Genomic DNA, 26,454 nt, shown 5'->3' with positions numbered 1-26,454 from the left:
GTTCATTGGCGCTAACATGATGGTGTTTGCGCTCAATAGGGCTTGACATCTCGGGGCTTAAGCTGACTAAAAAGATCAGATTAAATTTTCCGACTCCTTTTGTCGGACAATAACCGAGGGACCCCTATGCTCAAATCAAAACTCAAACTCACTTCTGCGATCATCGCAGCTACGCTCGTCGGTGGCGCGGCGCTGGCTCAGGAATCATACGGTCCCTTCCCGGTCACCGTGAAAGGCTATGAAGGCGACAAGACTGACTCGGTATCCTACTCCGGCCAGATCGCGCGCCATGTGCTGCATGACAGCCTGAAAAAAGCAGCCGGCAAAGGCGATGGCGGCAACAACGCGGCCGAAGTCGAAGCTCTGATGCTGTCTTACTTCAACGGTTCTGAAGAAGACCTGGTCATCATCGCGCCTGCCTCCAAAGACGGTTTCCCGGTCAAGCAATCGACTGTGAATGAAATTTCCAAAGGCAAGAACATCTCGGGCAAGTTCTACAAAGGCGCTATGACGGCATGGCCGGGCAACCAGGCTGGTGTCGACGTTGCACTGCAGATGATCAAGATGGCAGCAGCCTCTAACCAGGGTTACGATCCGGTGAACGGCATGGACTGGGGTCAGCTGATCTCGAAGTTCACTTTGGGCGCAATGGCTTACAACCAGGCCGTCGACAACTACCTCGACGAGAAACTGGAAGCCGATAACAAGCCGAATGACAAGCCTTACAAAGAAGGCGCACATTACACCGGTAAAGAGCATTCGTGGGACGAAGCGTTCGGTTACTTCGGTGCCGCAGCCCACTCGGCAAGCCTGTCACCTGAGCAGAACTATGGCGTGTCCAAGCAGAAAGACATGGCTGCTGCTGACGCAAACGGTGACGGTGTCATCGATCTGAAGACTGAGATGGTCTTTGGCCCGGCCTACTACGCCGCGGGCGCAGACAAGGGTGGCACCAAGTCGACCCAGTACATGAACACCATCTTCAACGCATTCCGTGATGGCCGTGCGCTGATCGCATCTGCAAATGGCGAAGCTCTGACTGATGAGCAGCGTGCCGAGCTGAAAAACTACGCCGACATCATCGAGACGAACTGGGAAAAAACGCTGGCAGAAGCGACCTTCAAGTATGCTGGTTCGGTCTACAAGGACATCGACAAGATCAAGTCGGGTGAAGACACCGACAAGGCGCTGCGCAACTATGCCAAGCATTGGGGCGAGCTCAAAGGGTTCTCGATGGCTCTGCAGTCGGGCAAAAACAACCTGGGTGCCACTGCTATCGATCTGAACTGGTTGATCGGTTTCGGTCCGGCGATGCCTGACGGCAAGATGGTGTCCGACATCGATGCCGATGGCAACTTTGTCCGCGGCCGCGAAATGACGCTGGATGACTATCAGGTCAACATGCTGAAAGTTCAGAAACTGCTGATCGACACGTTCGGTATCGAATCGCGTGCGAATGACGCGACTGCGGATTTGGCAGCACTGGCTGAAAAGCTGGGCGAGAACGCCTCGGCAGAAAACGACTAAGGGTCTTTTGACCCTGATCCGGCAGCGCAGTAAATGGTGCTGCCGGATTTTTGGCCGAAAGGCATCCCTTGGATTTACTCGAGCAAATAAGCTCTGTCCTTGCAGATTTTTCCAATCCCAAGAAACGTGTTTTTTTGGGGTATTTGATTTTGACCGTTCTGATTGCTCTGGTCTGGCTGGTTGCAGTACGCAGATCTTCTTTCAAGCTGGCACTGCATCAGATATTCGATCGCAAAATCCTATTTTCGCCATCAGCAAAGGCTGACTACAAGATTTTCGTAATCAATCGGGTTTTCACGATGTTCATTTCGCCGCTGCTGGTATCGCAGTTAGCGATTGCGACCGCCCTCTACTATGCGCTGCATGATATTGCATTCCTGCAAAGGGGCGTGTTCTCGGATGCTCCGACGGGCATAATCGTCGCGTTGTTCACGGCGACTATTTTTATCGTCGATGACTTCACCAAATATCTGGTTCATCGCTGGATGCATCATTGGCCGCTGTTGTGGGCCATCCACAAAACCCATCACTCGGCTGAGACGATGACGCCGATCACGGTGTATCGAACGCACCCGTTGGAGGGAGTTCTCTATAGTCTCCGCGGTGCCGTTGCACAGGGGACGACCATGGCGGTTTTCCTGTTCCTGTTTGGTAGCGCGGTAGATCTTTATACGGTGCTTGGTGTGAACGTCATGTCCTTTGTCTTTCACATGACCGGTTCGAACCTGCGGCATTCTCATATCTCGATCCGCTACTGGCCATGGCTGGAGCACATCCTCATCTCGCCTGCTCAGCATCAGGTGCATCACTCGATCGCGCGCGAGCATCATGACAAGAATTTTGGCGTGGCCTTTGCGGTCTGGGATTGGCTATTCGGGTCTCTGCATTTGTCCGAGCAGGACAGCCGCCTCAAGTTCGGTCTGCAACCTTCCGAGGCTCATGCGTCGCGCATTTCGGATATCTATTTCCGCCCCTTCGTGGACATGGCACAGGTGGTGCGCCGCAGAGTTAGCAAGCTTCGAAACAGGATCGAAGGCCGATTTTCTTCGCGAACGCCGAAAGCTGCAGAAACGACTGGTGTCAGAGACAGATCGGTCGAGAATATCTGAGAGCTGGCAGATCAGCAGAAACAGGCAGAAACCCCTGTGCAACGAATACAGTCAGTCTGTTGATCGGCACTCCACATAGCGGCGGTTCATGCTATGCGGCGTCGTTATAATTTAGGAAAATTTGGTAGCGGAGGAGGGACTTGAACCCCCGACACGCGGATTATGATTCCGCTGCTCTAACCAACTGAGCTACTCCGCCACGGTGAGAGGCGATTTAAGGGAGAGGCTTGGGGGGGTCAAGAGGGAAACACCAAGTTTGTTCCGGATTCTTTCAAGTTTTAAATCATCACCGATTTTCCGCCCTGGGTTTCTCAGTCTGCGCGGCATCCAGAACGTTTCGAATGAAAGTCGCGCATTCGTCCGGCGCGGTAATCAGGATCATGTGACCCCGATTTTCCAGCTGTTCGTAAGAAAGTCCGAATTGTTGCATCGGTACGCCATGTTGGGCGGGTGACAGGATTGGATCGTCGGAACCGTAAAGGATACCGCCCGGTACCTGCAGATCTTTGTAGCCTTGATTTACTCCGTCGATACTGGCCTCGATGCCGATTACATCCTGCGATCCGGTGATGAATGCAGACGGACGCAACCCCAGTGCGCCACCTGCCCGATCCAGAAAATCCGGTGGGGCGGCTTCAGGCGCAAAAGCCTCGTGGATGACATGGGGTGCCGTCTTTTTTGCCAATGGCACCGCAATGGTGTTGCCAATCAGATTGCGCAGCCATTCGGTGCGGATCTCAAGCGGTTTGAAAATCGCCGGGGGTCCGGGCATCCGATGCGTCAGTGGAGCCAGCAATGCCAGCGCCTTGATGTCGTCGGGGTAGGCCTGCGCCATCGCCAGCGAAACGGCACCACCAAGCGAATGACCTACGAGGACCACATCGCTGATGCCTTTTTTCTGCATGAGCTCATGTATCATGCGCGCCTGCTCGGTCAGGGTGCCAAGGCTTGCATCGTCGCGGGTTGAATAACCGCAGCCAGGCCGATCAACTGCTATGACATGATAGTCCTGCGCGAACTGGTCCATCAGTGCATAAGTGAAATGCTGCAACTGCCCCGTCAGCCCGTGAATCATCAGGATTGACTGTTTTCCAGGTTCACCCTTTTCGACATAATGAATGCTACCGCCATTGACGGGTACGATTTGCCCCATCTGCGGCACGGTTGCGATGCCTTGCCGGGTCAATCTGCGGGTCCACAGGTTTGCTCCGACCAGGAATACTCCGATAAGCAGGGCGATTGTCAGCAATACTGTCATCTCAGCTATCTCCGGACTGTGGGTTCACCGCATGATATTGCTCAAGACCAGAGCGCGCCATGCGTTTCTGAAACTCGGCTACGGTGCCTGGCCACAGCGTTGTGTTGCGCCCGCTGGCATCCTGATACCACGAGGTGCAGCCCCCCGCCTGCCAGACGCTGTCGGTATGTCGGTCCTGCATCTCTTTTGTAAACTCAGCCTGTTTGTGCTCATCGGGCACGATAGTGCGGATGCCTTTCTTTTGCATCTCGTCCAGAACCCGACCGATATGTCTCACCTGCGCTTCGATCATCAGAACGACGGAATTGTGCCCCAGTCCGGTATGCGGGCCGAGCAGAATGAAGAGATTGGGAAAACCCGCGATGGCGGTGCCCAGATTGGCCTGCATGCCGTCTGCCCATGCATCGCGGAGGGTCAGCTCGTCCTCACCCGTGATGTTCAGCCTCTGAACTGCATCTGTCACGTGAAAGCCTGTGCCCCAGATCAGAACATCCGCGTGAAACTGTCTGCCATCCGCTGCAGTGATCTGATTTCCTTCGACTGAGGCAACCCCGTGTGGGATCACTTCGACATTGTCGCGTGCAAGGGCAGGGTACCAGTCATTCGAACTGAGGATACGTTTGCAGCCAATCCGGTAATCCGGGGTGAGTATCTTTTGTTTCGACGCATCAGGAATGGCGTTTTCCAGCGCGTGTCGCCACATCTTCATGGCAAAATCAACCGCTCCTTTTTCACCCCGAAATACGCGATGCCTGAATTCGAACAGCGTGTAGATCAGCTTGCGACGAATACGCGGCAGCAGGGGGAGACGTCTGTAAAGGCGTCGAACCCAGGGCGCGATCGGGCCATCAGGTCGGGGCAGGACATAAGGGGCGGTGCGCTGAAAGATGGTGACCTGTTTGGCAACCTTTGCGATTTCCGGAACGAATTGAACCGCCGAGGCGCCCGTGCCGACGACTGCGGCACGCTTGCCATCCAGCGCAACGGCGTGATCCCATTCGGCGGAATGGAAGCACGGTCCGGGAAAGCTGTCCGCGCCGGGAATGTTCGGAATGCTGGGTATGTGCAGGGCGCCGATGGCCGAGACCAGAAAACGGGCTTTCCACCGATGTCCGTCACATGTCTCTACCTGCCATGCACTACCATCCCATCTGGCAGATTTCAGTTCGGTGTGAAAGCGGCACAGGTCATACAACCCCTCTTCCGAGGCTACACGCTGAAGATAGGACTGAATCTCGGCACCACCGGCATAGGCACGGCTCCAATCCGGATTGAGATGCGTCGCCATGGAGTAGAGATGTGAAGGTACATCGCAGGCTACCCCGGGATAGGTGTTCTCACGCCACGTTCCGCCAATATCACCGGCCTTTTCCAGGATGGTGATGTCGGTGAGTCCGCGTTTGCGGGCTTCGATTGCCATGATGAGCCCAGAAAATCCGGCGCCGACGATCAGCATATCGGTTTCATGTTGCATGCAAGGACGCCCCTCCCAAGACGTTCAGCCCGGATACAGAGAAAGGATAGGAGCATAGATCGGCATGTGAATAGTCTGCCGTGACGTCACCCGGATTGGTTGAGTTCATCCAGATCAGGCCGGGGGAGAGTGTCGAGCAGACGGAACACCTCGGCTCGGCAGGCGGGGCCGCGCCAGTCTGCGGGGTAAAAGGTCTGGGGTAAATCAGGCTGCCGCAACACTACGCGCCGCCAACGGTGAACGATCAGGGTACGCAGAGTCGCAATTTCAGATGGCGAAGGCTTCCAGCCAGCTGGGCGGCTTTGCGACACGCGTCGCAGCGCTTCATGAAGGGTGCGGCTGGCTTCGCGCATCTCGGGCGTACACAGCCGGTCCTGCACCCATTTTGGTGTATCCTGCGCTGAAACTTCCAGAGCCAGCAGATCGTCATGATCATCGGGTGGTGTGCCCGCGCCCAAGGCCACATTCCGGCCAATCGGGGTATAGTCGCGGCTGAGCATCACGTCTTCCAATGCCCGCGTTCCTGTCCCTTCTTCGGCGATCAGCAAATGCCAGCGCTCAGCCGGGATGGGATCGCGCGCATAAATGCGTGGTGTCACCATCGCAGACTGTGAACGCCCGTATTCGGTAAGGTAGTGCCGCGATACGCGGCCAATGCGATCGCTTTCAATCCAGCCATCTTTGCGCAACCTGTGCACAGCCACGCGGATTGCTTCGGGCTTGATCCCCATCGGTTCGATAATTCGGGTCAGTGCCCCGCCTGATATCTGTGCTGCAGGTTTCTGAGCCAGATCGCCGAACAACGATACGATGATGGACCAAACCCGCTGGTTCTGCGGGTCCGCCAATTCAGATACTGCGGTATCGAACCACCTTTGTTCACTGGTCATGCAACCAGTTTAAAGCGTTCGGGCGAATAAGAAAAACACATTCGCCCGCGCTGAGTTTTGAATGGCTCAATAGGCATTCATGGTCAGCAATTCATACTCTGCCACCATCTCATCATCCTGATTGGTCAGGGTCACGTGCCAGCGAACTTCGCCATACTCGTCCGTACGCTGGGTCTTTTGCTTGACCGTCAACCGCACCTTGATGCTGTCTCCGGCGACAACCGGCTTCATAAAGCGCAGGCCGTCAAGGCCGGTATTCGCAAGAACCGGGCCTTCGTTCGGCTCAACAAACAATCCCGCTGCAAAGCTCAGCAGCAGATAGCCATGCGCAACCCGACCGGGAAAGAACGGGTTTCGTGCGGCGGCGTCGTCATCCATGTGGGCATAGAACGTATCGCCAGTGAAATGAGCAAAATGCTCGATATCGTCCAGTGTGATCGTGCGTGAGGCTGTGTTCAGCGTTTCCCCAATGCTCAATTCGCCGAATTTGCGGGTGAACGGATGTGCCGGGCCTTGGATCTCGGGCGCACCGGGAACCCACTTTTTGCCAAGCGATGACAGCATCCGTGGCGAACCCTGAATGGCCGTGCGCTGCATATAGTGTTGAACACCGCGCACACCGCCCATTTCTTCGCCACCGCCCGCACGGCCGGGGCCACCATGCACCATATGTGGCAGGGGGGAACCATGGCCGGTCGATTCCTTCATCGAGTCTCGGTCGTTGATATAGATGCGCCCGTTGTACGCCGCCGTACCCATGACAACGTTTTGTGCCACTTCGGTGTCATGTGTGATCAATGAGGTCACCAGCGATCCTTGCCCACGATTGGCGATCGCAATGGCATGATCCAGATCCCGATATCCCATGATTGTCGAAACGGGCCCGAAGGCCTCGGTGTCATGGACGCGCTGGGCGTTGTCAGGGTCGGCACAGTGGAACAGCATTGGCGGGACAAAGGCACCGTTCTTGGTATCCGTTCCATCGACGTCAAAAGCAGTGGGGTCACCAAAAACACGCTCGGCCTCCTGACCGATGATATCGGCTTTGGCCAGCACATCCGCCTTTTGTCCGCTCGAGACCAGCGCACCCATGCGTGTTGTCTCCAATCGGGGGTCGCCAATGGTAGTTTTGGCAAGTCGCGCCGACAAAGCTTCGATCACCGCTTCCACCTGCGTATCCGGAGCGATGATGCGGCGGATGGCCGTACATTTCTGCCCGGCCTTGGTGGTCATCTCACGAGAGACTTCTTTGACGAACAGATCGAATTCGGGTGTACCCGGCACAGCATCTGGTCCAAGAATCGAAGCGTTCAGACTGTCCTGTTCGGCCACGAAACGAACCGAGTTGTTCAGGATCACCGGGTTCTGACGCAGTTTTAAGGCTGTGTCTGCCGAACCGGTGAAGCTGACCACATCCTGACAGGTCAGATGATCCAGCATGTCACCTATCCCGCCTGACACCAGTTGCAGCGCGCCTGCAGGCAGTATGCCGCTGTCCAGCATGATCCGAACGGCCAGTTCGGTTACGTAGCAGCTGTTAGTGGCTGGTTTCACGATGGCCGGGACACCCGCCAACAAGGTTGGGGCAAGCTTTTCCAGCATACCCCAAACCGGAAAGTTGAATGCGTTGATATGGATCGCGACGCCGTGCAGCGGTGTGCAGATATGTTGCCCAAGAAACGTTCCGTTTCGCGACAGTTGCTCGAGATCGCCATCCAGATAGACATGACTATCCGGCATCTCGCGTCGTCCCTTTGAGGCGAAGACAAACATCGTGCCGATGCCACCATCAATATCGATCAGATGATCGTTTTGCGTCGCACCCGTGTTAAAGCTCAGATCGTAAAGCGCCTGTTTATGACCTGACAGAGTTTGCGCCAGGGCCTTGAGCATCTTGGCGCGCTGATGAAACGTCATTTGGCGCAGTGCAGGGCCGCCGGTATTACGTGCGAATTCCAGCATTGCCTGCACGTCGAGTGCTGAATTGCCAGCGGTTGCAAAGGGTTCGCCGGTGATGGCCGAAGCGATCGTACGTGCGCCGTTTCCGGGCGCGACCCACTGACCGGCGGCAAAACTGGAAATCTGTTGCAGAGACATTGGATGCTCCTGTTCCTTTCATGCCACCAAAGGTGGCATGTCTCATGAATTAGGATTTGTGGGACGGTCGCCGGGACCGCCCCGGTCTTAGTGACCCAGCGCACCCATCTGTTGGGGCAGGTACAGTACCACAATCGGGACCAGTACGATCAACGCCAGGCGAAAGATATCGGCTACCCAGAACGGGGTGACACCCCGAAAAATCGTGCCGGTGGATACATCTCCGACCACGCCTTTCAGAATGAACACGTTCAGGCCAACCGGTGGGGTGATCAGCGAGATTTCGGTAACGACCACGACGACGATGCCGAACCAGATCGGATCATAGCCCAGCGATGTAACCAGCGGGAAAAAGATCGGCACGGTCAGCAGAAGCATGGACAGCGATTCAAACACGCAGCCAAGAATGATGTAGATGCCAAGGATCATCAGGATCACGACGAAGGGCGAAACATCATAGGCCGTAACAAGTGCGATCAGCGCTTCGGGCAGTCCTGCGAGGTTGATGAAGTTCGAAAAGATCTGTGCGCCAATCAATACGGCAAACAGTGCCGCCGCGGTAAAGCAGGTTTCCTTGAGAACTTCGAATGTTGAACCCACGGTCAGGCCACCGCGGAACAGGGCGATCAGGAATGCACCGGCAGCGCCCATACCTGCGGCCTCAGTCGGTGAAAACGTCAGGTTCAGGGGCTCGAAATCAAACATGCCATACAGACCTCCGATCACCAGGAAGAACAGCAACAACACGGCCCAGACCGAACCCAGCGCGCGCATGCGCTCAGCCCAGCTGGCACGTTCTCCCGCCGGACCTGCTTCGGGATTGCGCCAAACGGTCCAGCGCACGGCAAAGAGGTAAAACAGGATGCCCAGGATGCCCGGGATGATCCCGGCCATGAACAGTTTGCCGATCGAGGTTTCGGTCAGCAGGCCATAGATCACCAGAATGACCGATGGCGGGATCAGAATGCCCAGCGTGCCACCGGCAGCGATGGATGCGGTCGACAGTTCATCCGTATAGCCATAGCGGCGCATTTCAGGCATGGCGACTTTGGACATTGTCGCCGCCGTTGCCAGAGAAGAGCCGCAGATGGCCGAGAATCCACCACAGGCTGCAACCGTAGCCATGGCAATCCCGCCGCGCATATGACCCAGAAAGGCGTTCGATACTGCATAAAGCTCGCGGGCCATCCCACCTTTGTTTACGAACAGTCCCATCAGGATGAACAAGGGAACGACCGATAAGCCGTAATCCTGTGCGGTGTCAGTGATCTGACGACCGACCATCGACATGGCAGCTTTGAGGCCACGTTCATCAAAGATCGATCCTCCGCGCTCGTAAGCAAAGCCAAGGGTGCCAACCAGCCCCATGGCAAAGACGATGGGCAGGCGCAGCAGCACCAGAACCAGAACAAGTGTAAAACCAATAAGTGCTGCGGTCATTGAGTGGGTTCCGTCAAAGCTTTGGGGGCGAACAGGTGCAGAAGACCGGTGATGATCATGACGATGGCTGTTATGGCGACCGAAACGGTGATGAACCATCCGATCAGGTAGGTCGGGATCGACAGGTATTCGGTGACATCGCCATAGTCACGCGCGCGTTCCGCCAGAATCCAGACCCGCTGTACAGGCCAGAACAGCATCACACCGCTTGCCAGATAGATGATGGCGTCACGTATGCGGCTCAGGCGCAGGCGGTTGAAAATTCCATCTGTCAGATCGACCGCGATATGTCCGTTGTTGACCGAAATGATTGGCAAAACTGAAAAGACCAGAATGGCCATCAGGATGCGTGTCAGTTCTGTCGCGGCCTCAATCGGGTTGTTGAAAACCGATCGGAAAATGACGTCGCAGAATGTCATTACCATCAGGATGAAAAGGGCAATGCTCGCTACGATGACCGGCAAAACACTGGCACGTCGCACAAGCTGGATGAGAGAGGTCATCTAGCAGCTCCGAAGGGGGAAGGTTTGGGGCGGCGGTGGTGCGCCGCCCCTGACTTGAAGATCAGTTGGAAGACATTTCCGACTTGATCATGTCATAGGCGGATTGTGCATCGACACCGGCCTCGTTGACCTCGGCGATTACCTTGGCGCGCACATCCTCGGCAATGGCCGAGAACTTCTCGAGGTCAGATTCGCTTGCCGCGTTGATCGAGTTGCCTTCGGTGCCCTCAGTGGCTTCGCGGCCGGTTGCGTCGATCTCATCCCAGATCTTGCCGATTTCGCGGCTCAGAGGCTCACCAAAGACGTTTTCGTCCAGCGCCTTCTGCAGATCTTCGGGCAGGTCGGCGAATGTGTCTTCGTTCATGATGAAGGCGAACGAACCACGATACAGGCCACCCGGCATCTCATAAACGTTGGGGGCCACTTCGGTCAGCTTGAAACCCTTGCGGGATTCGAAGGGCATCACGACGCCATCTGCTGCCTTGGACGCCAGTGTTTCATAGACTTTGGGGGCCGGAACCTGAATGCCGGTTGCTCCCAGTGCTGAACCAACATCGCCACCGACGCCACCCGGAATACGAACCTTCAGGCCCGAGATTTCATCCAGATTGGTGACCTGGTTGCTGGAATGCAGCTGAGCAGGGCCATGGGTGTGCAGAGCGATAACCTTTACGCCACGGTGTTCATCCGCCTGCTTGAGATACTCGTCATAGGCACGCCAATAGGCGACCGATGCATCTTCGGCAGAACCTTCATAGCCCGGCAGTTCGATCAATTTCGTCGTGACGAAACGGCCCGGCTGATAGCCGTGGAAGATGATCGAAGCGTCAGCGGCGCCATCCATGATCAGATCCATCTGCGCCGGAGGCGGTGCGATGCCCAGCTTCAGCTCGGCAGTAACCTGACCGTCTGTGGCTTCTTCAACCATCTCGACGAATTTGGGCCACATCTTGGCATTGATCCCGTGGGTCGGTGGTGCCCAGCTGGAAATTGTCAGGGTGTAGTCTGCGGCAAACGCAACACTGCCTGTCACCGCGATAGCGGCTGAGGCCAAAAGCGATTTGATCCCGATAAACTTCATGACTGGTTCTCCTCCTCCAAAACATGAGTCTTAATTGCGGTAATGGTCCTTTTTGTAACCATCAACAGGCTGACAGCCCGGATTCGATGGTAAGTCCAAGAAATTTATTGACCAACCGTTCGGTTAATGCAAGAAGTTTATCGAAACAATTGCAAAGCGAGCGGGTCATGAGTGATACGATTCTTGCGCAAAACCACGGAAATTGGGTGGAAATAACCCTGAACCGGCCTGACCGGCTGAACAGTTTCACCGATGAAATGCACTATGCGTTGCGCGCAACCCTTGAGGATGCCCGTGATGGCGGTGCCCGGGCGATCCTGCTGACTGGTGCAGGGCGCGGCTTCTGCGCGGGCCAGGATTTAGGGGACCGTGATCCTTCAAAAATGGATGGACCACCCGATCTCGGGTACACTGTGCGCACGTTTTATGCACCACTTGTGCGGCTTATCAGGTCGCTTGATCTTCCGGTCGTCTGCGCCGTGAACGGTGTCGCCGCAGGGGCAGGGGCAAATGTCGCGCTGGCATGTGACATCGTGTTGGCCGCCGAGTCGGCAAAGTTCATGCAGTCCTTTTCCAAGGTCGGTTTGATTCCGGATACGGGTGGCAGCTGGCATCTGCCGCGCCTGTTGGGTGAGGCGCGCGCAAAGGGACTGGCCCTGACCGCTCAGCCCTTGCCGGCAAAACGAGCCGAAGAGTGGGGGCTGATCTGGAAAGCCATTCCGGATGACCAATTGATGGAAGAGGCGCGCGCGCTTGCCGAACAGTTTGCCAACGGGCCGACACTGGGGTTGGGCATGACCAAACAGTCAATCCAGGCAGCGGCGGTCAACACACTAAGCGATCAGCTGGAAGTCGAAGCAGACGCGATGAAGACATGCGGCGAAAGCGCGGATTATGCCGAAGGCGTATCGGCGTTTCTAGAAAAGCGCGCACCTCAGTTTCAGGGTAAATAACATGACGCCAAAGCAACGCGCAGAGCAAGCCGCGGCCGCCATGTGGGATCAGGATAATGCCTCGAAATGGGCAGGGATGGATCTGATCGGTGTCGATGAGGGGGAAGCGATTCTTGCCCTCACGGTTCAACAACACCACTGCAACGGTCATGGCATATGTCATGGCGGCGTGACCTTTATGCTGGCAGACAGTGCATTTGCCTTTGCCTGCAACAGTCGAAATCAATCGACTGTTGCCCAGCACAACATGATCAGTTTTATCGCACCCGGACAGCTGGGTGATCGCCTGACTGCCCGTGCCGCCGAGCAAAACCTCTCGGGGCGCAGCGGTATCTACGATGTCACAGTAACAAATCAGGATGGCCAGAAGATTGCGGAATTCCGGGGTTTCTCCCGCGCAATCAATGGCACCCTGTTCCAAGAGAATTGAGGCGAGGAGGACGCCATGAAGGACCTTACCCCGAACAAAGCGGACCTGGATCCAATCGAAATCGCCTCGATTGACGAAATCCGCAATCTGCAGCTGGATCGCCTGAAGTGGTCGCTGCGCCACGCCTATGACAATGTGGCGATGTACCGGCAGCGCTTTGATGAGGCGGGTGTGCACCCGGACGATCTGCAGAGCCTGAGCGATTTGTCGAAGTTCCCGTTCACATACAAGAACGATCTGCGCGACAATTATCCCTTTGGCCTGTTCGCTGTCCCGCGTGAGCAGATTACCCGTCTGCACGCCTCATCCGGAACGACTGGAAAACCCACAGTTGTGGGATACACCAAGACAGACATCGACAATTGGGCTGATCTGGTTGCCCGTTCTCTACGTGCCAGCGGATTGCGCAAAGGGGATGTGGTCCATAACGCCTACGGCTACGGTCTGTTTACCGGCGGTCTGGGTGCGCATTATGGGATCGAACGTCTTGGCGCTACGGTCGTTCCCATGAGTGGTGGTCAGACCGAAAAACAGGTCAACCTGATCACTGATTTCAAGCCGGACGGGATCATGGTGACACCGTCCTATATGCTCAACATCCTCGAGCAATATCACAAGGTCGGGATGGATCCGCGCGAAAGCTCTCTTGCCGTTGGCGTTTTTGGGGCCGAACCCTGGACCGACGCGATGCGCAAAGAGGTCGAACAGGCATTTGATATGCATGCGGTCGATATCTATGGCCTGTCCGAGATCATGGGGCCTGGCGTCGCCAATGAATGCGTTGAGACCAAGGATGGGCCGGTGATCTGGGAGGATCACTTCCTGCCGGAAATCATTGATCCGCAGACCGGTGAGGTTCTGCCTGATGGGGAAATGGGTGAACTGGTCTTTACCACGTTGACCAAAGAGGGTCTGCCAATGATTCGCTATCGCACCCGCGATCTGACGCGGTTGTTGCCCGGAACGGCCCGGTCGATGCGTCGGATGGAAAAGATCACGGGACGTTCGGACGATATGATCATCCTGCGTGGCGTCAATGTTTTCCCTAGCCAGATCGAGGAACAGGTCATGGCGACAGGTGGCGTTGCCCCGCACTATCAGATCGAGCTGTTCAAATCAGGTCGCATGGACGCAATGCGCGTCTTTGTCGAAGCGTTGCCTGATGCAGCTGACGAATTGAGCAAAACGGCGGCTGCACGCATGCTGACCAAGCGGATCAAGGACGTTGTTGGCGTTTCCACCGAGATTGTTGTAGGCGAGCCCGGTGATGTCGAGCGTAGTCAGGGCAAGGCCAAGCGCGTTGTCGATAACCGAGACAAGGAGTGAAGCTTGGCCCGTACGATAGCAAAAGATCACGAACAAAAGCGCACGCAGATCCTCAAGTCTGCGGCGCGTGTATTCGCGCGCGAAGGCTTTGACCGCGCATCCATGACGCAGCTTGCGCGCGAATGCGGTATCTCGAAGGCTAACATCTATCACTACTATGACAGCAAGGATGCGATCCTTTTCGACATTCTCGAGACGTACCTGCGCGAGCTGAGGGATCTGATCTGCGGCTTGGAGGTCGACGGGTTGAGCGCTTCGGACAAGCTGCACAAGGTCGTCGCTGAAATTCTGCTGGCCTATCAGGGCGTGGATGATGAACACAGGGTTCAGACCAGCGGCATGTCGGCACTGCCAGCCGAGCAACAGAACCTGCTGCGTGGCTATCAGCGAGACATGGTGAATTTCCTCAGCGGTATCATTGCCGATATCGCGCCAGAGGTTTTTCGCGATGACAGGGCCAAGTTGCGTTCAGCAACGATGTCAGTCTTTGGTATGCTGAACTGGTACTATATGTGGAACTCAGGTGCGGACGCTGAGGCGCGTCGGGACTATGCGGCACAGGTCAGTAATCTCACATTGACGGGCGTCAAAGGGCTTTAGTATCCAACTGCAGATCAGAGTTGGCATAGAATTGATTTGGCCTCTTAGCGATCGTCTGTTTCACTGACGTCGGAGGATCGCCATGCAAAAACCAGAGAGCTTCGAGAAATTCTATTTCGCCAAAGTGGGCATGGGCGAGGCCTGTGGCTGTGCCGAACGGATTATCGACGTCTATGAGTTCAACCGACAGGCGGGGGCCGCCAAGTCGTCCGGCTCTGCGCTTGGGAAACCAAAGCGCAGATCATGGAAATCGGTGGCCCGAAAATATGGCCTGATCGGTCGTCCTCGAAGGACCTGACAGCTCAGGGCGCACGCAGTCCCAGTTTTTCCAGCAGACCGGCTGCCTCGGCTTCCCAGCGGGTTTTCAGCTCTGCCCCGGTCGCGCGTCGCAACCCCATTTTGCGCAGATGTTCGTTTTTCTCAGCACTGCCTGACCCGAAGCTGGCAGCGACGCGAGGCCACCAGTAATTCGCTGCCGCCTGCATCTGTTCGGTGTTGCCCTGCTCGGACAGCTTCTGTGCCCCTTCAAAAGCCAGCTCGCCGTGGTGGGCCTCAATTGGCGTAATGGCGCGAAAGGCTTCGGCCAGTGGCTGATATGAAATCATCGAAAACTCGGCCAGTTGAATCGCCACGGCCCGGCTCATCAGCAGATTCATCATGACCGCGTCGATCCAGCCTTCTATCGGGTAGTTGAAGACCGCAAGGCGCATGTCATGCTCGGATCGTGTCGCGCCTATATCGGCCTCACGTTCCAGACGCTCAGTCCACGGATGGTGGTTCGCATAGCGTTCAGTGTCTGCGCCAAACTCACCCATGATATTCAGGACGCGATCAGCACTGTCGCTTTTTTCCAGAACGATCTGTGCCGCGGCAATACGTTCCTTGATGCCAGGTCCCTGATTTATGATGTCGGCAAACCCGGCGGCACCTGCAAGCTCGCTGTCGACAAAAGTTGCCATCAGTTTCATGAGTTCGGCCCGATAGCGCGGGGGAACATTGGTGGGGTTGGTCAGAACGCCGCCAGCTTCCAGATAGCTTTCGATCGTCATGTCTTCGGCCATCGCTCTTCTCCCTTTACTGATCGTAGTCGACAACAACGTTGTCGGTCAGAGGATAGGCCTGGCAGCTCAGCACATAGCCCTTTTCAACTTCGTAGTCTTCCAGCGCATGGTTGGCGACCATTTCGACCTCACCCTCGATCACCCGGCAACGGCACGTCGAGCATACGCCGGCCTTGCAGGCGTAAGGCGCATCCATCGCGTTTTCGAGCGCGCCGTCTAGAATGGACTGATCCTTGGGCATGGTGATTGTTTGCGTCCCGCCGTCCAGCGTGATTGATGCCTTGGTCTGGTTGGCCTGCGAGGCAACATCTGCTGCATGTGCCTTGCGCTTCACCCGGCCCGGCTGGGCGCTTGCAAACAGTTCGAACTTGATCTGACTGTCATCAAGACCATGTTCCCGCAGCGCTGATGCAATGCCCAGCATCATTGGCTCAGGGCCGCAGATAAAGGCGGTGTCGCTGTTTTCGACATCGATCCAGTGCTTGAACAATTCCGCGCATTTCTCCTGCGTCACCAGACCTGTGAACAGGTCGATGTCCTGCGCGTCCGTTTCCAGAATGTGGATCACGTTCAGGCGGCCCATGTAGAGGTTTTTCAGATCCTCAAGCTCTTCCCGGAACATGATCGTGTTCACGCCCTTGTTGGCATAGACCAGCGTAAAGCGAGAGTTGGGTTCGCGGGCCAAAGTGGTCTTCAGGATCGACAACACCGGCGTGATGCCGGACCCGCCCGCGAAGCCCAGATATTGCTTTTCGGCATTCGCATCCAGCGGGGTAAAGAAACCGCCCATCGGGGGCATGGCCTGCAAAACATCGCCAACCCTCAGGTCCGTGTTGGCCCAGGTCGAGAATGCCCCGCCATCTACGCGTTTGATCCCGACCTGCAGGGCTGCGTCATCCTTGCCTGCACAGATCGAATAGGAACGGCGCAATTCTTCACCATCGAAATCGCGGCGAAAGGTCAGGTACTGGCCTTGCGTGAAATCGAACTCATCCACTGCACCGTTTGCGGGTTTCAGTGTCACCACCACCGCGTCACGGATGGTTTTATGGATATCGGTGACTTCCAGATCGTGAAAGCGCGCCATCAGGTCCTCCCTAGATGCACTTGAAATAGTCAAAGGGTTCCAGGCAATCGGTGCAGCGCCAATGCGCCTTGCACGGGGTCGAGCCGAATTGGCTGACCCTTTCGACGGCCTTGCTGCCGCAATTCGGGCAGCGCTCTGGTCCGCCCGCAGGTTGCGGAGGGGCGATCCCATATTCTTCGAGCTTTGTGCGGCCCTTGTCGCTCAGCCAGTCCGTGGTCCAGGCTGGAGAGATGCTGGTTTCGACACGGATGTCGTCGATCCCGTGATCGCGTAGTGCCGTTTCGATATCCATACTGATAACCGAGGTTGCCGGACAGCCGGAATAGGTTGGCGTTACGGTCACTTTCAGCGTGTCCGCATCCCACTGAACGTCACGCACAATGCCCAAATCCACCACCGAGATCACGGGGATCTCGGGGTCGGGAACAGCATCCAGCCATCCCCAGATCTGATCAGTCGTTGCGCGTGCCATCATCATTTACCAGCTGGCTCCGGGATAGGCGCGTTGCAGCCACTGCATCTGAGTCAGCAGGTGCCCCAAATGTTCAGTATGCATCCGCCCATCACGTCCGCCTTTGTGGGCAAAGCGGCTTTCGGGGATGATCAGGGTTGCCTCGGTCAGGATGCGGGATACAAGTTCGTCGTATTCTTCGCGCAGACCGGCCGGATCAGGTGAAACACCTGCAGCGACCATTTCGGCATCCACATCATCGCTGGCGAACATCTCGCCGACATATGGCCACAGATAATCCAGTGCTTCCTGCATCCGGGCGTGGCTCTCTTCAGTGCCATCACCCAACCCGACGACCGTGTCGCCGGAACGCTCAAGATGATAAGTCACCTCTTTGCTGGCCTTGGCTGCTATCGCGGCAACCCGTTCATCCGAGGATGTCATCAACCGGCCCAGCATGATCGAATGCCACGCATCAAACAGGAACTGGCGCATCATTGTGCGGCCAAAATCGCCGTTAGGCACCTCGACCATCAGAACATTGCGAAAGTCCCACGCGTCCCGCAGAAAAGCCAGATCATCGGCACTGCGGCCTTCGCCCTGAATTTCGGCAGCCAGACCAAGCCACATCTGAGTCTGACCGATCAGGTCCAGTGCGGTATTGGCCAATGCGATATCTTCTTCCAGAACCGGTGCGTGCCCACACCACTCGCTGACGCGGTGGCCAAGGATCAGTGTGTTATCCCCCATCCGCAGCAGGAATTGCTGTAGTGCCTCGTCGCGAGTCATCACATGGCTCCCACTTCATCGGGAATGTCAAAGAAGGTTGGGTGCCGGTAAACCTTGCTTTCGCTCGGCTCATACAAAGGGCCTTTGTCACTGGGTGAGCTGGCCGTGATGTTGTTGGCCTCCACTACCCAGATCGAAACACCCTCGTTCCGACGGGTATAGACGTCACGGGCGTTCTTGATTGCCATTTCCGCGTCTGGTGCATGTAGTGAGCCGACATGGCGGTGGCTCATGCCGTGCTGACCGCGGATAAAGATTTCCCAAAGGGGCCATTCGTTTTTCATCAGGTGTCCTCCTTTTAAGTGGGGTTATTCGGCGGCCAGTTTATTGGCACGTTTCTTGCGGGCATGGGCCAGCAAGCCATCGCGAACCCATTTCCCGTCGTCCCAGGCCTTGTTGCGTGCTGCCAGACGATCAACATTGCAGGGGCCATTGCCCTTGATCACGGCAAAGAACTCGGACCAATCAGGCTCGGAAAAGTCGTAATGCCCGCGTTCCTCGTTCCACTTCAGGTTCGGATCAGGGACGGTAAGGCCAAGATATTCAGCTTGTGGCACGGTCTGGTCGACGAATTTCTGGCGCAACTCGTCATTGGTATTGATCTTGATTTTCCAGGCCATCGACTGGGCAGAATGCACGGATTCCTTGTCGGATGGGCCGAACATCATCAATGACGGGTACCAGAAACGATTCAGCGCATCCTGCGCCATCTTGCGCTGTTCCGGTGTACCCTCTGCCATCTTGCGGATCGCGTCATAGCCCTGACGCTGATGGAAGCTTTCTTCCTTGCAGATCCGGATCATTGCGCGGGAGTAAGGGCCATAAGACGTCCGCTGCAACGGCACCTGGTTCATGATCGCAGCACCATCAACCAGCCAGCCAACCGCGCCGATATCGGCCCAGTTCAGGGTCGGATAGTTGAAGATGGATGAATACTTCATGCGTCCGTCCAGCAGCATCTCGGTAATCTCATCGCGGCTGACGCCCAGAGTTTCCGCTGCGCAGTAAAGATATAGCCCATGACCGGCTTCGTCCTGTACCTTTGCCAGCAGGATCGCTTTGCGTTCCAGAGTTGGAGCGCGTGTGATCCAGTTGCCCTCAGGCAATTGGCCCACAATTTCAGAGTGTGCGTGCTGGCCGATCTGGCGGATCAGCGTTGCGCGGTAATCGTCTGGCATCCAGTCTTTGGGTTCGATCTTGATGTCAGCATCGATCTTTTCCTGAAAGGCGCGTTCCTGATCGGACATTTCGTCCTGAGATTTGACGCCTGTTCCTGCTGTTTTGACCATCTGAGCATACATGTGAGGTCTCCTCCCTTACACGCGTTCAAGAATAAGTGCGGCACCCTGGCCTACGCCCACGCACATGGTGCACAGCGCATAGCGACCACCGGTCCGTTGCAATTGATAAGCGGCTGTCATGACCAGCCGCGCGCCAGACATACCCAGAGGGTGACCAATGGCGATGGCGCCGCCGTTGGGATTTACATGGGGTGCATCATCGGCAACGCCAAGTTCACGCAGGGTGGCCAGACCCTGAGATGCGAAGGCCTCGTTCAATTCTATCACATCCATCTGGTCGATGGTGAGTCCGGCGCGTGCCAGCACCTTGCGGCTGGCCGGAACCGGACCAATTCCCATAACGCGGGGCGCGACGCCCGCCACAGACATGCCTACCACACGGGCAATCGGGGTCAGGCCATTGCTCGCTGCAGCAGCCTCGTTCGCCAGCAGAATTGCGGCAGCCCCATCATTCACACCCGAGGCATTACCGGCAGTAACGGTCTTGTCGGGACCATTTACACCTTTGAGACCAGACAGTTTTTCAGCACTCGTTCCCGGGCGCGGATGTTCGTCCGTATCCACCACAATAGGGTCGCCCTTGCGTTGGGGAATGGTGATCGGAGTGATCTCTTCTTTGAAAACACCAGCTTCATGAGCTGCGGCCCACCGGGCCTGGCTGCGCGCTGCAAAGGAATCCTGATCGGCGCGGTTGATGTCATAGTCTTCAGCCACGTTGTCAGCTGTTTGCGGCATCGAATCCGTGCCGTACATCTCGTGCATCTTCTTGTTCACGAAACGCCAGCCGATGGTCGTGTCATAGACTGCGTTAGCACGGGTGAACGCACTGGTTGCCTTGGGCATCACAAAGGGCGCGCGTGACATGCTTTCAACGCCGCCTGCAATGGCAAGATCATAGTCCCCTGCCTTGATAGCCCGGGCCGCCATGCCGACTGCATCCATACCTGATGCACAAAGACGGTTGATCGTAGTTCCGGGTACGTCCACCGGCAAACCAGCCAGAAGGGCAGCCATCCGCGCCACGTTCCGGTTGCTCTCACCCGCCTGGTTGGCATCGCCATAGATCACATCGTCGAGGCTGGCCCAGTCCACCTGCGGGTTACGCTCTTTCAATGCGGCAATTGGAATTGCAGCCAGATCATCCGTTCGTACCTGACTTAGCGCGCCGCCATATCGCCCAATAGGCGTACGTTGAGCATCGCAGATAAAAGCGTCCATTCGTCAGAACCTCCGGTCTTGCGTAGGGCGTCATTAAGTGACCGCTTGGTCGGGTATTACGTTAGGTTTCGATTCGCGGCAAGTAAAATGTAACACAATCGTCCAGCGATGATAAATTTAGTAACATATAATTGCCTGACAAAGAAAAAGCCCGCCATAGGACGGGCTTCAACAGGTTCACAAGTCGTGTTTCAGAGTTGTCCGGCCTCTGTCAGAACCTTTCTAGCGGCCCGGAAGCACTCCAGCGCCTGAGGTACGCCGCAATAAATGCCGACAACGTGAATGATGGCCCTGATCTCTTCTTTCGAGACGCCGTTGTTGATCGCACCTCGGCAATGCAGTTCCCATTCGTGCATCTTCCCAAGCGCGCCGATCATCGACAGGTTCATCATCGAACGGGTCTTGGCGTCGATCACGTCATCGCCCCAGCCAAAACCCCAGCACCAGGCTGTCATGGCTTCCTGAAAGGGGCGGGTAAACTCGTCAGCAGCTGCCAGGTTATTTTCAACGTAATCGGCACCCAATGTTCCCTTACGTTGCTCAAGGCCCTTCAGAAAAAGGTCTTCATCAAAGATATCAGCCATGTTTGGTCTCCGTTGGGTCTGGCGTGTTTTCTGCGAAACGTCCTGAACGAAAGCGCTGTTCGGCGCCATCTTCTTCTCTCTCATCGGCGGCGTCCAGCACATCAATCCTGAGGCCTGCGTGATGGTAAACCGGGGCGTCGGCCTTGCTTAGTCCACGCAGGCGGGCGGCAATCGCGTGTTTCTTGTTCACTTGATGAGGTTGAAAGTCGTCAAAATCACGCGGACTAAATGCTTTGTCGCTTGCCAACGCGCCGTCGGCAATCGCTGCGTCCATCAAGGCCTGACCTTTTGCGGTACGACAGATAACTCCGTTGAACCCCGCATCCTCGCCGGTTGGTGCACCACCCGGCCAGATATCTGCTGCGGCCAGATCGGACGCTTCTCCGATCGCGTCCGGGCAAAGTTTACATCGTGTCTGGATGCGCCAACCAGACTCATCGGCCCACATATCCAGATAGGTTTTTTCAAAAGCACGTCCGTCGCGGGTTTCGATCCGTGTCGGTCCGGGGTTGCCGAACCCGCGATACCGGAACAAAGTCACCTCTTTTTCCTTGAGGTCGTACTCTTCCAGAACTGCGTGACTTTTGCCAAGGTCCGAGGCTCCCCCGCACACCATGACAAGAACTGCGATCAGCAGATCATCTAGCCGCGGGTCGGTTTTAGCGCGCGCCCGAATTGCGTTGGCATCGCAGGGCTTTGCAATGATGGCAAAGCGTTGTCCGCGGCTAAGGGCCTTTTCCAGCCCGGCCAGAGTATCGCTTGGTCCATATCGGGATCCGGCGCGCCTGTATACTTGTTCCGCATGGTCGCTGATGACCCAGCGGCTGCGCATCGGGGCGTCAGGATCAGCGGCGCAGTGCAGAATGAACTCAGCGCGACCGGAGTTCAGCAACCACATCCCCAGCGCAGTCAGCACGCCGCCAGTTGCAGCCCGAAACCGTGTGTCGGGGTCCTTGGCCCAAGCACGCGTCATAGAAGTGTAGCCACCCCAAACCTTATCCTGGAACGGCGCCGTCGAAGTGTCTGCTTCGACAGTAGCGCCCGGACATGCGGCAAGAATTTCTGCGTCGGCCATCGGGTCAGAGGCAATGGATGCAGGACGCAGCCGCCCTTCAGGTGTCATCCGCATGGTCCATCTGTCCGGTGCAATCGCCTCGCACAATCCGCAGCCGATGCAAAGGCCTGTTTCGACTACTGCGCCAATTGTTTCTGGTTGACGCATCACGCCGTCAATCGGTGTTTGTAGAGGTGGTCGTAATGTGGCTTCATCCGACGGTGCACCTGCTTTACCCGCTCCGGCGCTTCATCGATCGAGATGTGCTTGCGTGGCTGGGGTTTCAGGCCTGTGGACTTAGCGAGATTGCCATGGAATGACCCGCCATCCCACCAGCTGTGGGCCGACGGATCGCCTCCGGCCTCCCAGGTCAGGGCGTCTTCGATGAAGTGTATGCCAGTGGATTCGCAGAATTTCTCTGTCATGCGATGCGGATCTTCCAACAGATCATCGCTGTCGATCACGGGGGGTGGCGCGCCGTTGAGCGCCGTCAAAAGATCGAATAGCGCGCGCTGTTCGGGAAAGCCAACCTCCCCTTCGGCAAAGTCCGGCCATTGCTTGTACATCGAAGAAATCGTTTTGGCCGGATCGCGGATCAGAAAGGCATGGTCAAACTTGGACAGGAACTCCGAATCCCACATGTGGTTGATATAATGGGGAAAATCCTTGATGAAAACTGGTCCAGCCTTGGCCTTTTCCTGAATGTCATCCCAAACACTTTCGAGTGTCAGGCCCGGTGTGGTTTTCTCGCCCGGCTGAAAGCGATGCCAAAGGGGTTCCTCGCCTTGATACCATGCCTCGCCAAAGGGTTCGTGCAAACATTCAAGATCGCCGCGTTGGCGCATCATCCATTCGAACGCGGTCGAGGTAGAACGGGGAACGGCCCAGAGGGCGAGGATTTTGTGCATTTTGTACCTGTTCCTGATTGGCGATGGTTCGGTTTGTACAGCTCTGTTTCGGACTTACAGACGCCGGAGCAACTGTCCGTGCGGCGTGTCCGGCGCCAGCCCGAGGGATTTGAAGATACGCCAGTAAAGCGCGATGTCGTGGCCGATCACGGGTTTGCCCAAGGCGGTCTCCAACTGATCGGCCAGATGCAGCGGCCGTTGCGGCAGACCGCCCGGACCCGTTCGGAAGTTGCACATTCCGTTAATCAGAATCGCATCGGCCTGCGGTGCCTTGTCGGCGACGTATTCAAAGCTCTTTAGCGCAAGATCGCCGTCAAACACCCAGCGCCAGGAATTGACCTCTTCCTGACTGTCGAACCAGCCCTGATCGTGAAAGTTGCCCGCCCAGAGCACATCGAACCCGGCCTCTTTCAGAAACCCGGCAGTACCCCGCCACCATTCGGGCCAGTGATAGGCCGCGTTCAGCGCCACCTTTTCGATGTTCATCTCACGCAGGGCCTCGACCATGGCATAGCCTGCCATGTGAAAGCGGATGCCGTGCTTGTCAGACAAGTCCTCGCAATGCTGCCGCACGCCCTCGACCCCCAGCCCGCAGGCGTGCACCCAGTTCGAGCCGACCTGACCGCAGACATCGACCCCATTACGGGACATGCAGTGGACGAAGTCGTCCAGCATCCCGAAGTTCTTTTTGCGCTGGTCCAGCCCGTGCACATAGTCGGGCACATGCAACATCCAGCCATGCACGCCGACCGTTTCGGGGCACATGCGCAGAAAATCCGACGGGGCGGCATCAAAGTCGAAGGGTGGCGAGGTAAAGCCCACCTGATACGGAAACAGCTTGTGTTCCGGGCGCCATTCGCCGGGCATGAGCATGGGGGTTACTCCTTGTCTGTTTCGGTGGGATCGGCCTGAAAGGATTGATGTTTGGGGATGTTATCCGCCAGTTCCAGCCACGAGACCGCGCTGCCCATGACCACATGGGCGTCGGGGGTGTAGCCGGATGCGTCATCCAGCGTTGCAGCGTGGATATGGATTTCGCCGGGCCATTTGTCGGATCGGAAATAGAGCCGCGAGCCGCATTTGGGACAGAAGCCACGGTAGGTGCCGGGCGAGCTTTCAAAGTGATGGATGTCACCCACCCATTCGACGGCTTCAGGCGGAAGACCGACGAAGGTGGTGAAGGGCGAGGAGGTTGCCTTTTGGCAATCACCGCAATGGCAGGACAGGCGGCGAGTGACCGGCCCGCTTGAGGACCACGTCACAGCCCCACACATGCAGTTTCCCCTTAGTTCAGCCATCCACGGCCTCGCGCATCCATTGCTGCAGGCGGGCGATCGAGTGTTCCGACATCACGCCGCAACCGGGGTCCAGTACCAGCGGGCCGGGGCGGTAGCCGCGGGATTTCAGGCCGCGGTGGACGCTTTCCACAAGTTGTATGTCTTCCTCGACCGTGGTTTCACGATCCTGTACGGCCAGTTGCCGGATCACCGCGCTTTCCGAGCCGCCCTCGGTATACCAGCCGCGCCAGACGGTGCAGTGATCGGCATCCACCGCGCGCCAGTGATAGGTGTTTAGCACATTTCCGGGGTAGCATTGGAACGAGAACATCGGCCACAGGAACCATGACTGATAATCGCCCGCGTGCGGTACTGACAGGTCGATGGGATAGGTCATCTTGTCGAGGCTCTGGCATTCAGTCGTGTGGCGCAGGACGTAGCCACCGCCTGCGTCGGGCTGGATGTCATAGGTCTCGGGCTTGACCACGCCTTCCGCAAAGGTCGGGTGATTGGTCGGGCAGTGATAGCATTCTGAGTAGTTTTCGATGCTGACCTTCCAGTTACAGTTCTCGGGGATCTCGACCCATTCCAGTGGTTCCAGATCGTCGATATGCGGAACAAAGGCGCGGATTTCCTCGCGCACGCCGGGGTACCATTCATCCATCGGCGCGGCGTCATCGTCGAGATTGACGAAAATGAATCCGTTGAACACTTCGGTTCGGACCGTGGTCAGACAGATCGCACTGCGGTCAAACCCGGGGACAGATTTGATGTTCGGCCCGGCGCGCAATTGACCGGACAGCTCATAAGTCCAGGCATGGTAGGGGCAGACCACGACCCGAGTGTTGCCTGCGCCCGTCACCATCTCATGTGCGCGGTGCTGGCAGACGTTGTAAAAAGTTCGGATTTCCCCGTCGCGGCCGCGAATGCAAAAAAGGTTCTGTCCAGCAATCTCGAAGGCGAAGTAGTCCCCTGTCTCGCGCACCTGAGCGACGTGACCTGCGAATTGCCACGTTCGGGCCAGTAAACCCTGCATCTCTTGCTCGAAGATCGCTGGATCAGTGTAATACCGGGCGTCCAGTGAGTGGGTCAGGGGTGCGTTCATTCGGGCTCCTCCGCGTAGAGGCCAAGTTGGTGTCTGCGTTGATGAAACCGTTCCACCCGCTCGACGATTTCATCGCTGGATACTGCGATCACGAAAGACAGCAGCGTTTCCAGCAACGCGATGGTCGAAACGGATGACGGAAAGAATTGCGGCGTATCGGCGGCGACGACAAAGCCGTGATGGGCGTTCAGGATCACAGGGCTGGCCGGGCTGTCGGAAATGCCGACAACGGTCAGACCCTGTTGCCGAGCCAGCTTGATGGCCTCGATGACTTCGGTGCGATAGGGGTGGCAGGTGATCGCGATCAGCACGTCCTGCTGGTCAGCCCAAGCCAGATCATCCACCGGAGTCGATCCGGGACGCGGGATGGCATGAAACTGCTTCATTCCCGTTGAGGCAAGGTAAGTGAAGTTGCGTGCATTCGAATTGTTGACGCCCACGCCCAGCGTGAAAATCTGGCGGCAGTTCCAGATATCTTCAGCAGCTGCTTTCAGGGATGTGGCGTCAATCCCTGCAAAGGTCTCTTCGATATTGCGGATCGCCGCGCCAATCATATCGGCATAAAGACCGCCCAGATCCCCTGACTTGCCAATGTCCTGCAGCCAGCGGGCGCGGTCAGGAAACGACACGGTGCCCCGCCGAATCGCATCGCGGAACGGGGCGCGGAAATCCTCGTACCCTTCGAAGCCCACCTGACGTGCCATCCGAACAAAAGTGTTGGGTTTGACATTGGCGGCCTCGGCGATCTCGCGCACCGTTGAAACCCCAACATCCGTGGGGTTTTCCAGCACATAGCGCGCGGCCTTCTGCGCCTCGGGCGTCAGGGCGTCCCACTCTTCGGTCAGGCGGTCCAGAACGGTTGATGATACATTTGTGTCATTCATGATTGACGATGGTACATTTGTGGAATTAGCCTGTCGAGCAGAAACGC

28 protein-coding genes and 1 tRNA gene are annotated in these 26,454 nt (G+C 56.8%); 7 read left to right on the top strand and 22 right to left on the bottom strand.

Annotation, left to right across the window (positions count from 1 at the left end):
* Positions 1-126: 126 nt before the first annotated feature.
* The gene (locus ACR0IO_RS14455; protein WP_480742332.1) at positions 127-1,527 is read left to right on the top strand and encodes a DUF4856 domain-containing protein; all 1,401 of its coding nucleotides are present in this window, start codon (positions 127-129) and stop codon (positions 1,525-1,527) included.
* Positions 1,528-1,661: 134 nt separating this feature from the next.
* A complete protein-coding gene (locus tag ACR0IO_RS14450) occupies positions 1,662-2,636 on the top strand; it encodes a sterol desaturase family protein (RefSeq protein ID WP_480742331.1) in 975 nt (324 codons plus the stop codon).
* Positions 2,637-2,758: 122 nt separating this feature from the next.
* Here ACR0IO_RS14450 and ACR0IO_RS14445 read toward each other — a convergent pair.
* The 8 genes from ACR0IO_RS14445 to ACR0IO_RS14410 form a co-directional block, all read right to left on the bottom strand.
* Positions 2,759-2,835 (bottom strand) — tRNA-Met (locus tag ACR0IO_RS14445).
* An 87-nt stretch (positions 2,836-2,922) separates the two neighbouring features.
* The gene (locus tag ACR0IO_RS14440) at positions 2,923-3,894 is read right to left on the bottom strand and encodes an alpha/beta fold hydrolase (protein ID WP_480742330.1); all 972 of its coding nucleotides are present in this window, start codon (positions 3,892-3,894) and stop codon (positions 2,923-2,925) included.
* Position 3,895: 1 nt separating this feature from the next.
* Positions 3,896-5,368, bottom strand: a complete 1,473-nt coding sequence (locus ACR0IO_RS14435) for a flavin-containing monooxygenase (RefSeq protein ID WP_480742329.1) — start codon at positions 5,366-5,368, stop codon at positions 3,896-3,898.
* A gap of 86 nt (positions 5,369-5,454) precedes the next feature.
* Positions 5,455-6,258, bottom strand: coding sequence for a PaaX family transcriptional regulator C-terminal domain-containing protein (locus ACR0IO_RS14430; protein WP_480742328.1), 804 nt, complete (start codon positions 6,256-6,258; stop codon positions 5,455-5,457).
* A 66-nt stretch (positions 6,259-6,324) separates the two neighbouring features.
* Positions 6,325-8,355 carry a phenylacetic acid degradation bifunctional protein PaaZ gene (paaZ, locus tag ACR0IO_RS14425; protein ID WP_480742327.1) on the bottom strand — a complete coding sequence of 677 codons (2,031 nt, stop codon included), beginning with the start codon at positions 8,353-8,355 and terminating at the stop codon, positions 6,325-6,327.
* Positions 8,356-8,442: 87 nt separating this feature from the next.
* Positions 8,443-9,795, bottom strand: a complete 1,353-nt coding sequence (locus tag ACR0IO_RS14420) for a TRAP transporter large permease (protein WP_480742326.1) — start codon at positions 9,793-9,795, stop codon at positions 8,443-8,445.
* Complete coding sequence (locus ACR0IO_RS14415) at positions 9,792-10,298, bottom strand: TRAP transporter small permease (protein ID WP_170334307.1); 507 nt, start codon at positions 10,296-10,298, stop codon at positions 9,792-9,794. Before ACR0IO_RS14415 ends, ACR0IO_RS14420 begins: the two co-directional genes overlap by 4 nt.
* 61 nt (positions 10,299-10,359) lie before the next feature.
* A complete protein-coding gene (locus ACR0IO_RS14410) occupies positions 10,360-11,379 on the bottom strand; it encodes a TRAP transporter substrate-binding protein (RefSeq protein WP_155148750.1) in 1,020 nt (339 codons plus the stop codon).
* A gap of 167 nt (positions 11,380-11,546) precedes the next feature.
* On the opposite strand from ACR0IO_RS14410, the gene paaG reads away from it, so the two are divergent.
* The 5 genes from paaG to ACR0IO_RS14385 all read left to right on the top strand — a co-directional run bounded on the left by paaG (position 11,547) and on the right by ACR0IO_RS14385 (position 14,986).
* Positions 11,547-12,332, top strand: coding sequence for a 2-(1,2-epoxy-1,2-dihydrophenyl)acetyl-CoA isomerase PaaG (gene paaG, locus ACR0IO_RS14405; RefSeq protein WP_480742325.1), 786 nt, complete (start codon positions 11,547-11,549; stop codon positions 12,330-12,332).
* Position 12,333: 1 nt separating this feature from the next.
* Complete coding sequence (gene paaI, locus ACR0IO_RS14400) at positions 12,334-12,762, top strand: hydroxyphenylacetyl-CoA thioesterase PaaI (protein ID WP_170334304.1); 429 nt, start codon at positions 12,334-12,336, stop codon at positions 12,760-12,762.
* Positions 12,763-12,777: 15 nt separating this feature from the next.
* Positions 12,778-14,088, top strand: coding sequence for a phenylacetate--CoA ligase PaaK (gene paaK, locus ACR0IO_RS14395; RefSeq protein WP_480742324.1), 1,311 nt, complete (start codon positions 12,778-12,780; stop codon positions 14,086-14,088).
* A 3-nt stretch (positions 14,089-14,091) separates the two neighbouring features.
* Positions 14,092-14,688, top strand: coding sequence for a TetR/AcrR family transcriptional regulator (locus tag ACR0IO_RS14390; protein ID WP_155148766.1), 597 nt, complete (start codon positions 14,092-14,094; stop codon positions 14,686-14,688).
* Positions 14,689-14,770: 82 nt separating this feature from the next.
* Positions 14,771-14,986 carry a hypothetical protein gene (locus tag ACR0IO_RS14385; protein ID WP_170334300.1) on the top strand — a complete coding sequence of 72 codons (216 nt, stop codon included), beginning with the start codon at positions 14,771-14,773 and terminating at the stop codon, positions 14,984-14,986.
* A 4-nt stretch (positions 14,987-14,990) separates the two neighbouring features.
* Here the strand turns inward: ACR0IO_RS14385 and ACR0IO_RS14380 are convergent, their stop codons facing one another.
* The 14 genes from ACR0IO_RS14380 to ACR0IO_RS14315 all read right to left on the bottom strand — a co-directional run bounded on the left by ACR0IO_RS14380 (position 14,991) and on the right by ACR0IO_RS14315 (position 26,407).
* Entirely contained in the window at positions 14,991-15,749 is a 759-nt protein-coding gene (locus ACR0IO_RS14380; protein ID WP_480742323.1) for a Phenylacetic acid catabolic protein, read from the bottom strand.
* Positions 15,750-15,762: 13 nt separating this feature from the next.
* Entirely contained in the window at positions 15,763-16,836 is a 1,074-nt protein-coding gene (locus ACR0IO_RS14375; RefSeq protein WP_480742322.1) for a 2Fe-2S iron-sulfur cluster-binding protein, read from the bottom strand.
* A 10-nt stretch (positions 16,837-16,846) separates the two neighbouring features.
* On the bottom strand, positions 16,847-17,308 hold the full coding sequence (gene paaD / locus ACR0IO_RS14370; protein WP_155149166.1) for a 1,2-phenylacetyl-CoA epoxidase subunit PaaD: 462 nt from the start codon (positions 17,306-17,308) through the stop codon (positions 16,847-16,849).
* Positions 17,309-17,314: 6 nt separating this feature from the next.
* A complete protein-coding gene (gene paaC / locus ACR0IO_RS14365; RefSeq protein WP_480742321.1) occupies positions 17,315-18,076 on the bottom strand; it encodes a 1,2-phenylacetyl-CoA epoxidase subunit PaaC in 762 nt (253 codons plus the stop codon).
* The gene (gene paaB, locus ACR0IO_RS14360; RefSeq protein ID WP_155148782.1) at positions 18,076-18,360 is read right to left on the bottom strand and encodes a 1,2-phenylacetyl-CoA epoxidase subunit PaaB; all 285 of its coding nucleotides are present in this window, start codon (positions 18,358-18,360) and stop codon (positions 18,076-18,078) included. Before paaB ends, paaC begins: the two co-directional genes overlap by 1 nt.
* A gap of 24 nt (positions 18,361-18,384) precedes the next feature.
* Entirely contained in the window at positions 18,385-19,377 is a 993-nt protein-coding gene (gene paaA, locus ACR0IO_RS14355) for a 1,2-phenylacetyl-CoA epoxidase subunit PaaA (RefSeq protein WP_155148785.1), read from the bottom strand.
* A 15-nt stretch (positions 19,378-19,392) separates the two neighbouring features.
* Complete coding sequence (gene pcaF, locus ACR0IO_RS14350) at positions 19,393-20,595, bottom strand: 3-oxoadipyl-CoA thiolase (protein ID WP_480742320.1); 1,203 nt, start codon at positions 20,593-20,595, stop codon at positions 19,393-19,395.
* Between the two features lie 191 nt (positions 20,596-20,786).
* Positions 20,787-21,179, bottom strand: coding sequence for a carboxymuconolactone decarboxylase family protein (locus ACR0IO_RS14345; RefSeq protein ID WP_480742319.1), 393 nt, complete (start codon positions 21,177-21,179; stop codon positions 20,787-20,789).
* Positions 21,172-22,401 (bottom strand): Coenzyme F420 hydrogenase/dehydrogenase, beta subunit C-terminal domain, encoded by a 1,230-nt coding sequence (locus ACR0IO_RS14340; RefSeq protein ID WP_480742318.1) that lies wholly within the window; start codon positions 22,399-22,401, stop codon positions 21,172-21,174. The genes ACR0IO_RS14345 and ACR0IO_RS14340 overlap by 8 nt, the downstream gene beginning before the upstream one ends.
* The gene (locus tag ACR0IO_RS14335; protein ID WP_480742317.1) at positions 22,401-23,141 is read right to left on the bottom strand and encodes a sulfotransferase-like domain-containing protein; all 741 of its coding nucleotides are present in this window, start codon (positions 23,139-23,141) and stop codon (positions 22,401-22,403) included. Before ACR0IO_RS14335 ends, ACR0IO_RS14340 begins: the two co-directional genes overlap by 1 nt.
* A 54-nt stretch (positions 23,142-23,195) precedes the next feature.
* A complete protein-coding gene (locus ACR0IO_RS14330) occupies positions 23,196-24,014 on the bottom strand; it encodes an aspartate racemase/maleate isomerase family protein (RefSeq protein ID WP_480742316.1) in 819 nt (272 codons plus the stop codon).
* Positions 24,015-24,019: 5 nt separating this feature from the next.
* A complete protein-coding gene (locus ACR0IO_RS14325) occupies positions 24,020-24,439 on the bottom strand; it encodes a GFA family protein (protein ID WP_480742315.1) in 420 nt (139 codons plus the stop codon).
* Complete coding sequence (locus tag ACR0IO_RS14320; protein ID WP_480742314.1) at positions 24,432-25,523, bottom strand: aromatic ring-hydroxylating oxygenase subunit alpha; 1,092 nt, start codon at positions 25,521-25,523, stop codon at positions 24,432-24,434. Before ACR0IO_RS14320 ends, ACR0IO_RS14325 begins: the two co-directional genes overlap by 8 nt.
* Complete coding sequence (locus ACR0IO_RS14315; protein ID WP_480742313.1) at positions 25,520-26,407, bottom strand: MurR/RpiR family transcriptional regulator; 888 nt, start codon at positions 26,405-26,407, stop codon at positions 25,520-25,522. The genes ACR0IO_RS14320 and ACR0IO_RS14315 overlap by 4 nt, the downstream gene beginning before the upstream one ends.
* Positions 26,408-26,454 lie beyond the last annotated feature (47 nt).

It is taken from the genome of Ruegeria sp. CE12 (genome assembly GCF_056537525.1).
This window is presented reverse-complemented; position numbering and strand designations above follow the sequence as displayed.

Bases quoted from the DNA above. Each gene is read 5' to 3' on its own strand.
- ACR0IO_RS14455 (WP_480742332.1), top strand. From the start codon at position 127: ATGCTCAAATCAAAACTCAAACTCACTTCTGCGATCATCGCAGCTACG.
- ACR0IO_RS14440 (WP_480742330.1), bottom strand. From the start codon at position 3,894: ATGACAGTATTGCTGACAATCGCCCTGCTTATCGGAGTATTCCTGGTC.
- ACR0IO_RS14435 (WP_480742329.1), bottom strand. From the start codon at position 5,368: ATGCAACATGAAACCGATATGCTGATCGTCGGCGCCGGATTTTCTGGG.
- ACR0IO_RS14430 (WP_480742328.1), bottom strand. From the start codon at position 6,258: ATGACCAGTGAACAAAGGTGGTTCGATACCGCAGTATCTGAATTGGCG.
- paaZ (WP_480742327.1), bottom strand. From the start codon at position 8,355: ATGTCTCTGCAACAGATTTCCAGTTTTGCCGCCGGTCAGTGGGTCGCG.
- ACR0IO_RS14420 (WP_480742326.1), bottom strand. From the start codon at position 9,795: ATGACCGCAGCACTTATTGGTTTTACACTTGTTCTGGTTCTGGTGCTG.
- ACR0IO_RS14415 (WP_170334307.1), bottom strand. From the start codon at position 10,298: ATGACCTCTCTCATCCAGCTTGTGCGACGTGCCAGTGTTTTGCCGGTC.
- ACR0IO_RS14410 (WP_155148750.1), bottom strand. From the start codon at position 11,379: ATGAAGTTTATCGGGATCAAATCGCTTTTGGCCTCAGCCGCTATCGCG.
- paaG (WP_480742325.1), top strand. From the start codon at position 11,547: ATGAGTGATACGATTCTTGCGCAAAACCACGGAAATTGGGTGGAAATA.
- paaI (WP_170334304.1), top strand. From the start codon at position 12,334: ATGACGCCAAAGCAACGCGCAGAGCAAGCCGCGGCCGCCATGTGGGAT.
- paaK (WP_480742324.1), top strand. From the start codon at position 12,778: ATGAAGGACCTTACCCCGAACAAAGCGGACCTGGATCCAATCGAAATC.
- ACR0IO_RS14385 (WP_170334300.1), top strand. From the start codon at position 14,771: ATGCAAAAACCAGAGAGCTTCGAGAAATTCTATTTCGCCAAAGTGGGC.
- ACR0IO_RS14380 (WP_480742323.1), bottom strand. From the start codon at position 15,749: ATGGCCGAAGACATGACGATCGAAAGCTATCTGGAAGCTGGCGGCGTT.
- ACR0IO_RS14375 (WP_480742322.1), bottom strand. From the start codon at position 16,836: ATGGCGCGCTTTCACGATCTGGAAGTCACCGATATCCATAAAACCATC.
- paaD (WP_155149166.1), bottom strand. From the start codon at position 17,308: ATGGCACGCGCAACGACTGATCAGATCTGGGGATGGCTGGATGCTGTT.
- paaC (WP_480742321.1), bottom strand. From the start codon at position 18,076: ATGACTCGCGACGAGGCACTACAGCAATTCCTGCTGCGGATGGGGGAT.
- paaB (WP_155148782.1), bottom strand. From the start codon at position 18,360: ATGAAAAACGAATGGCCCCTTTGGGAAATCTTTATCCGCGGTCAGCAC.
- paaA (WP_155148785.1), bottom strand. From the start codon at position 19,377: ATGTATGCTCAGATGGTCAAAACAGCAGGAACAGGCGTCAAATCTCAG.
- pcaF (WP_480742320.1), bottom strand. From the start codon at position 20,595: ATGGACGCTTTTATCTGCGATGCTCAACGTACGCCTATTGGGCGATAT.
- ACR0IO_RS14345 (WP_480742319.1), bottom strand. From the start codon at position 21,179: ATGGCTGATATCTTTGATGAAGACCTTTTTCTGAAGGGCCTTGAGCAA.
- ACR0IO_RS14340 (WP_480742318.1), bottom strand. From the start codon at position 22,401: ATGCGTCAACCAGAAACAATTGGCGCAGTAGTCGAAACAGGCCTTTGC.
- ACR0IO_RS14335 (WP_480742317.1), bottom strand. From the start codon at position 23,141: ATGCACAAAATCCTCGCCCTCTGGGCCGTTCCCCGTTCTACCTCGACC.
- ACR0IO_RS14330 (WP_480742316.1), bottom strand. From the start codon at position 24,014: ATGCTCATGCCCGGCGAATGGCGCCCGGAACACAAGCTGTTTCCGTAT.
- ACR0IO_RS14325 (WP_480742315.1), bottom strand. From the start codon at position 24,439: ATGGCTGAACTAAGGGGAAACTGCATGTGTGGGGCTGTGACGTGGTCC.
- ACR0IO_RS14320 (WP_480742314.1), bottom strand. From the start codon at position 25,523: ATGAACGCACCCCTGACCCACTCACTGGACGCCCGGTATTACACTGAT.
- ACR0IO_RS14315 (WP_480742313.1), bottom strand. From the start codon at position 26,407: ATGAATGACACAAATGTATCATCAACCGTTCTGGACCGCCTGACCGAA.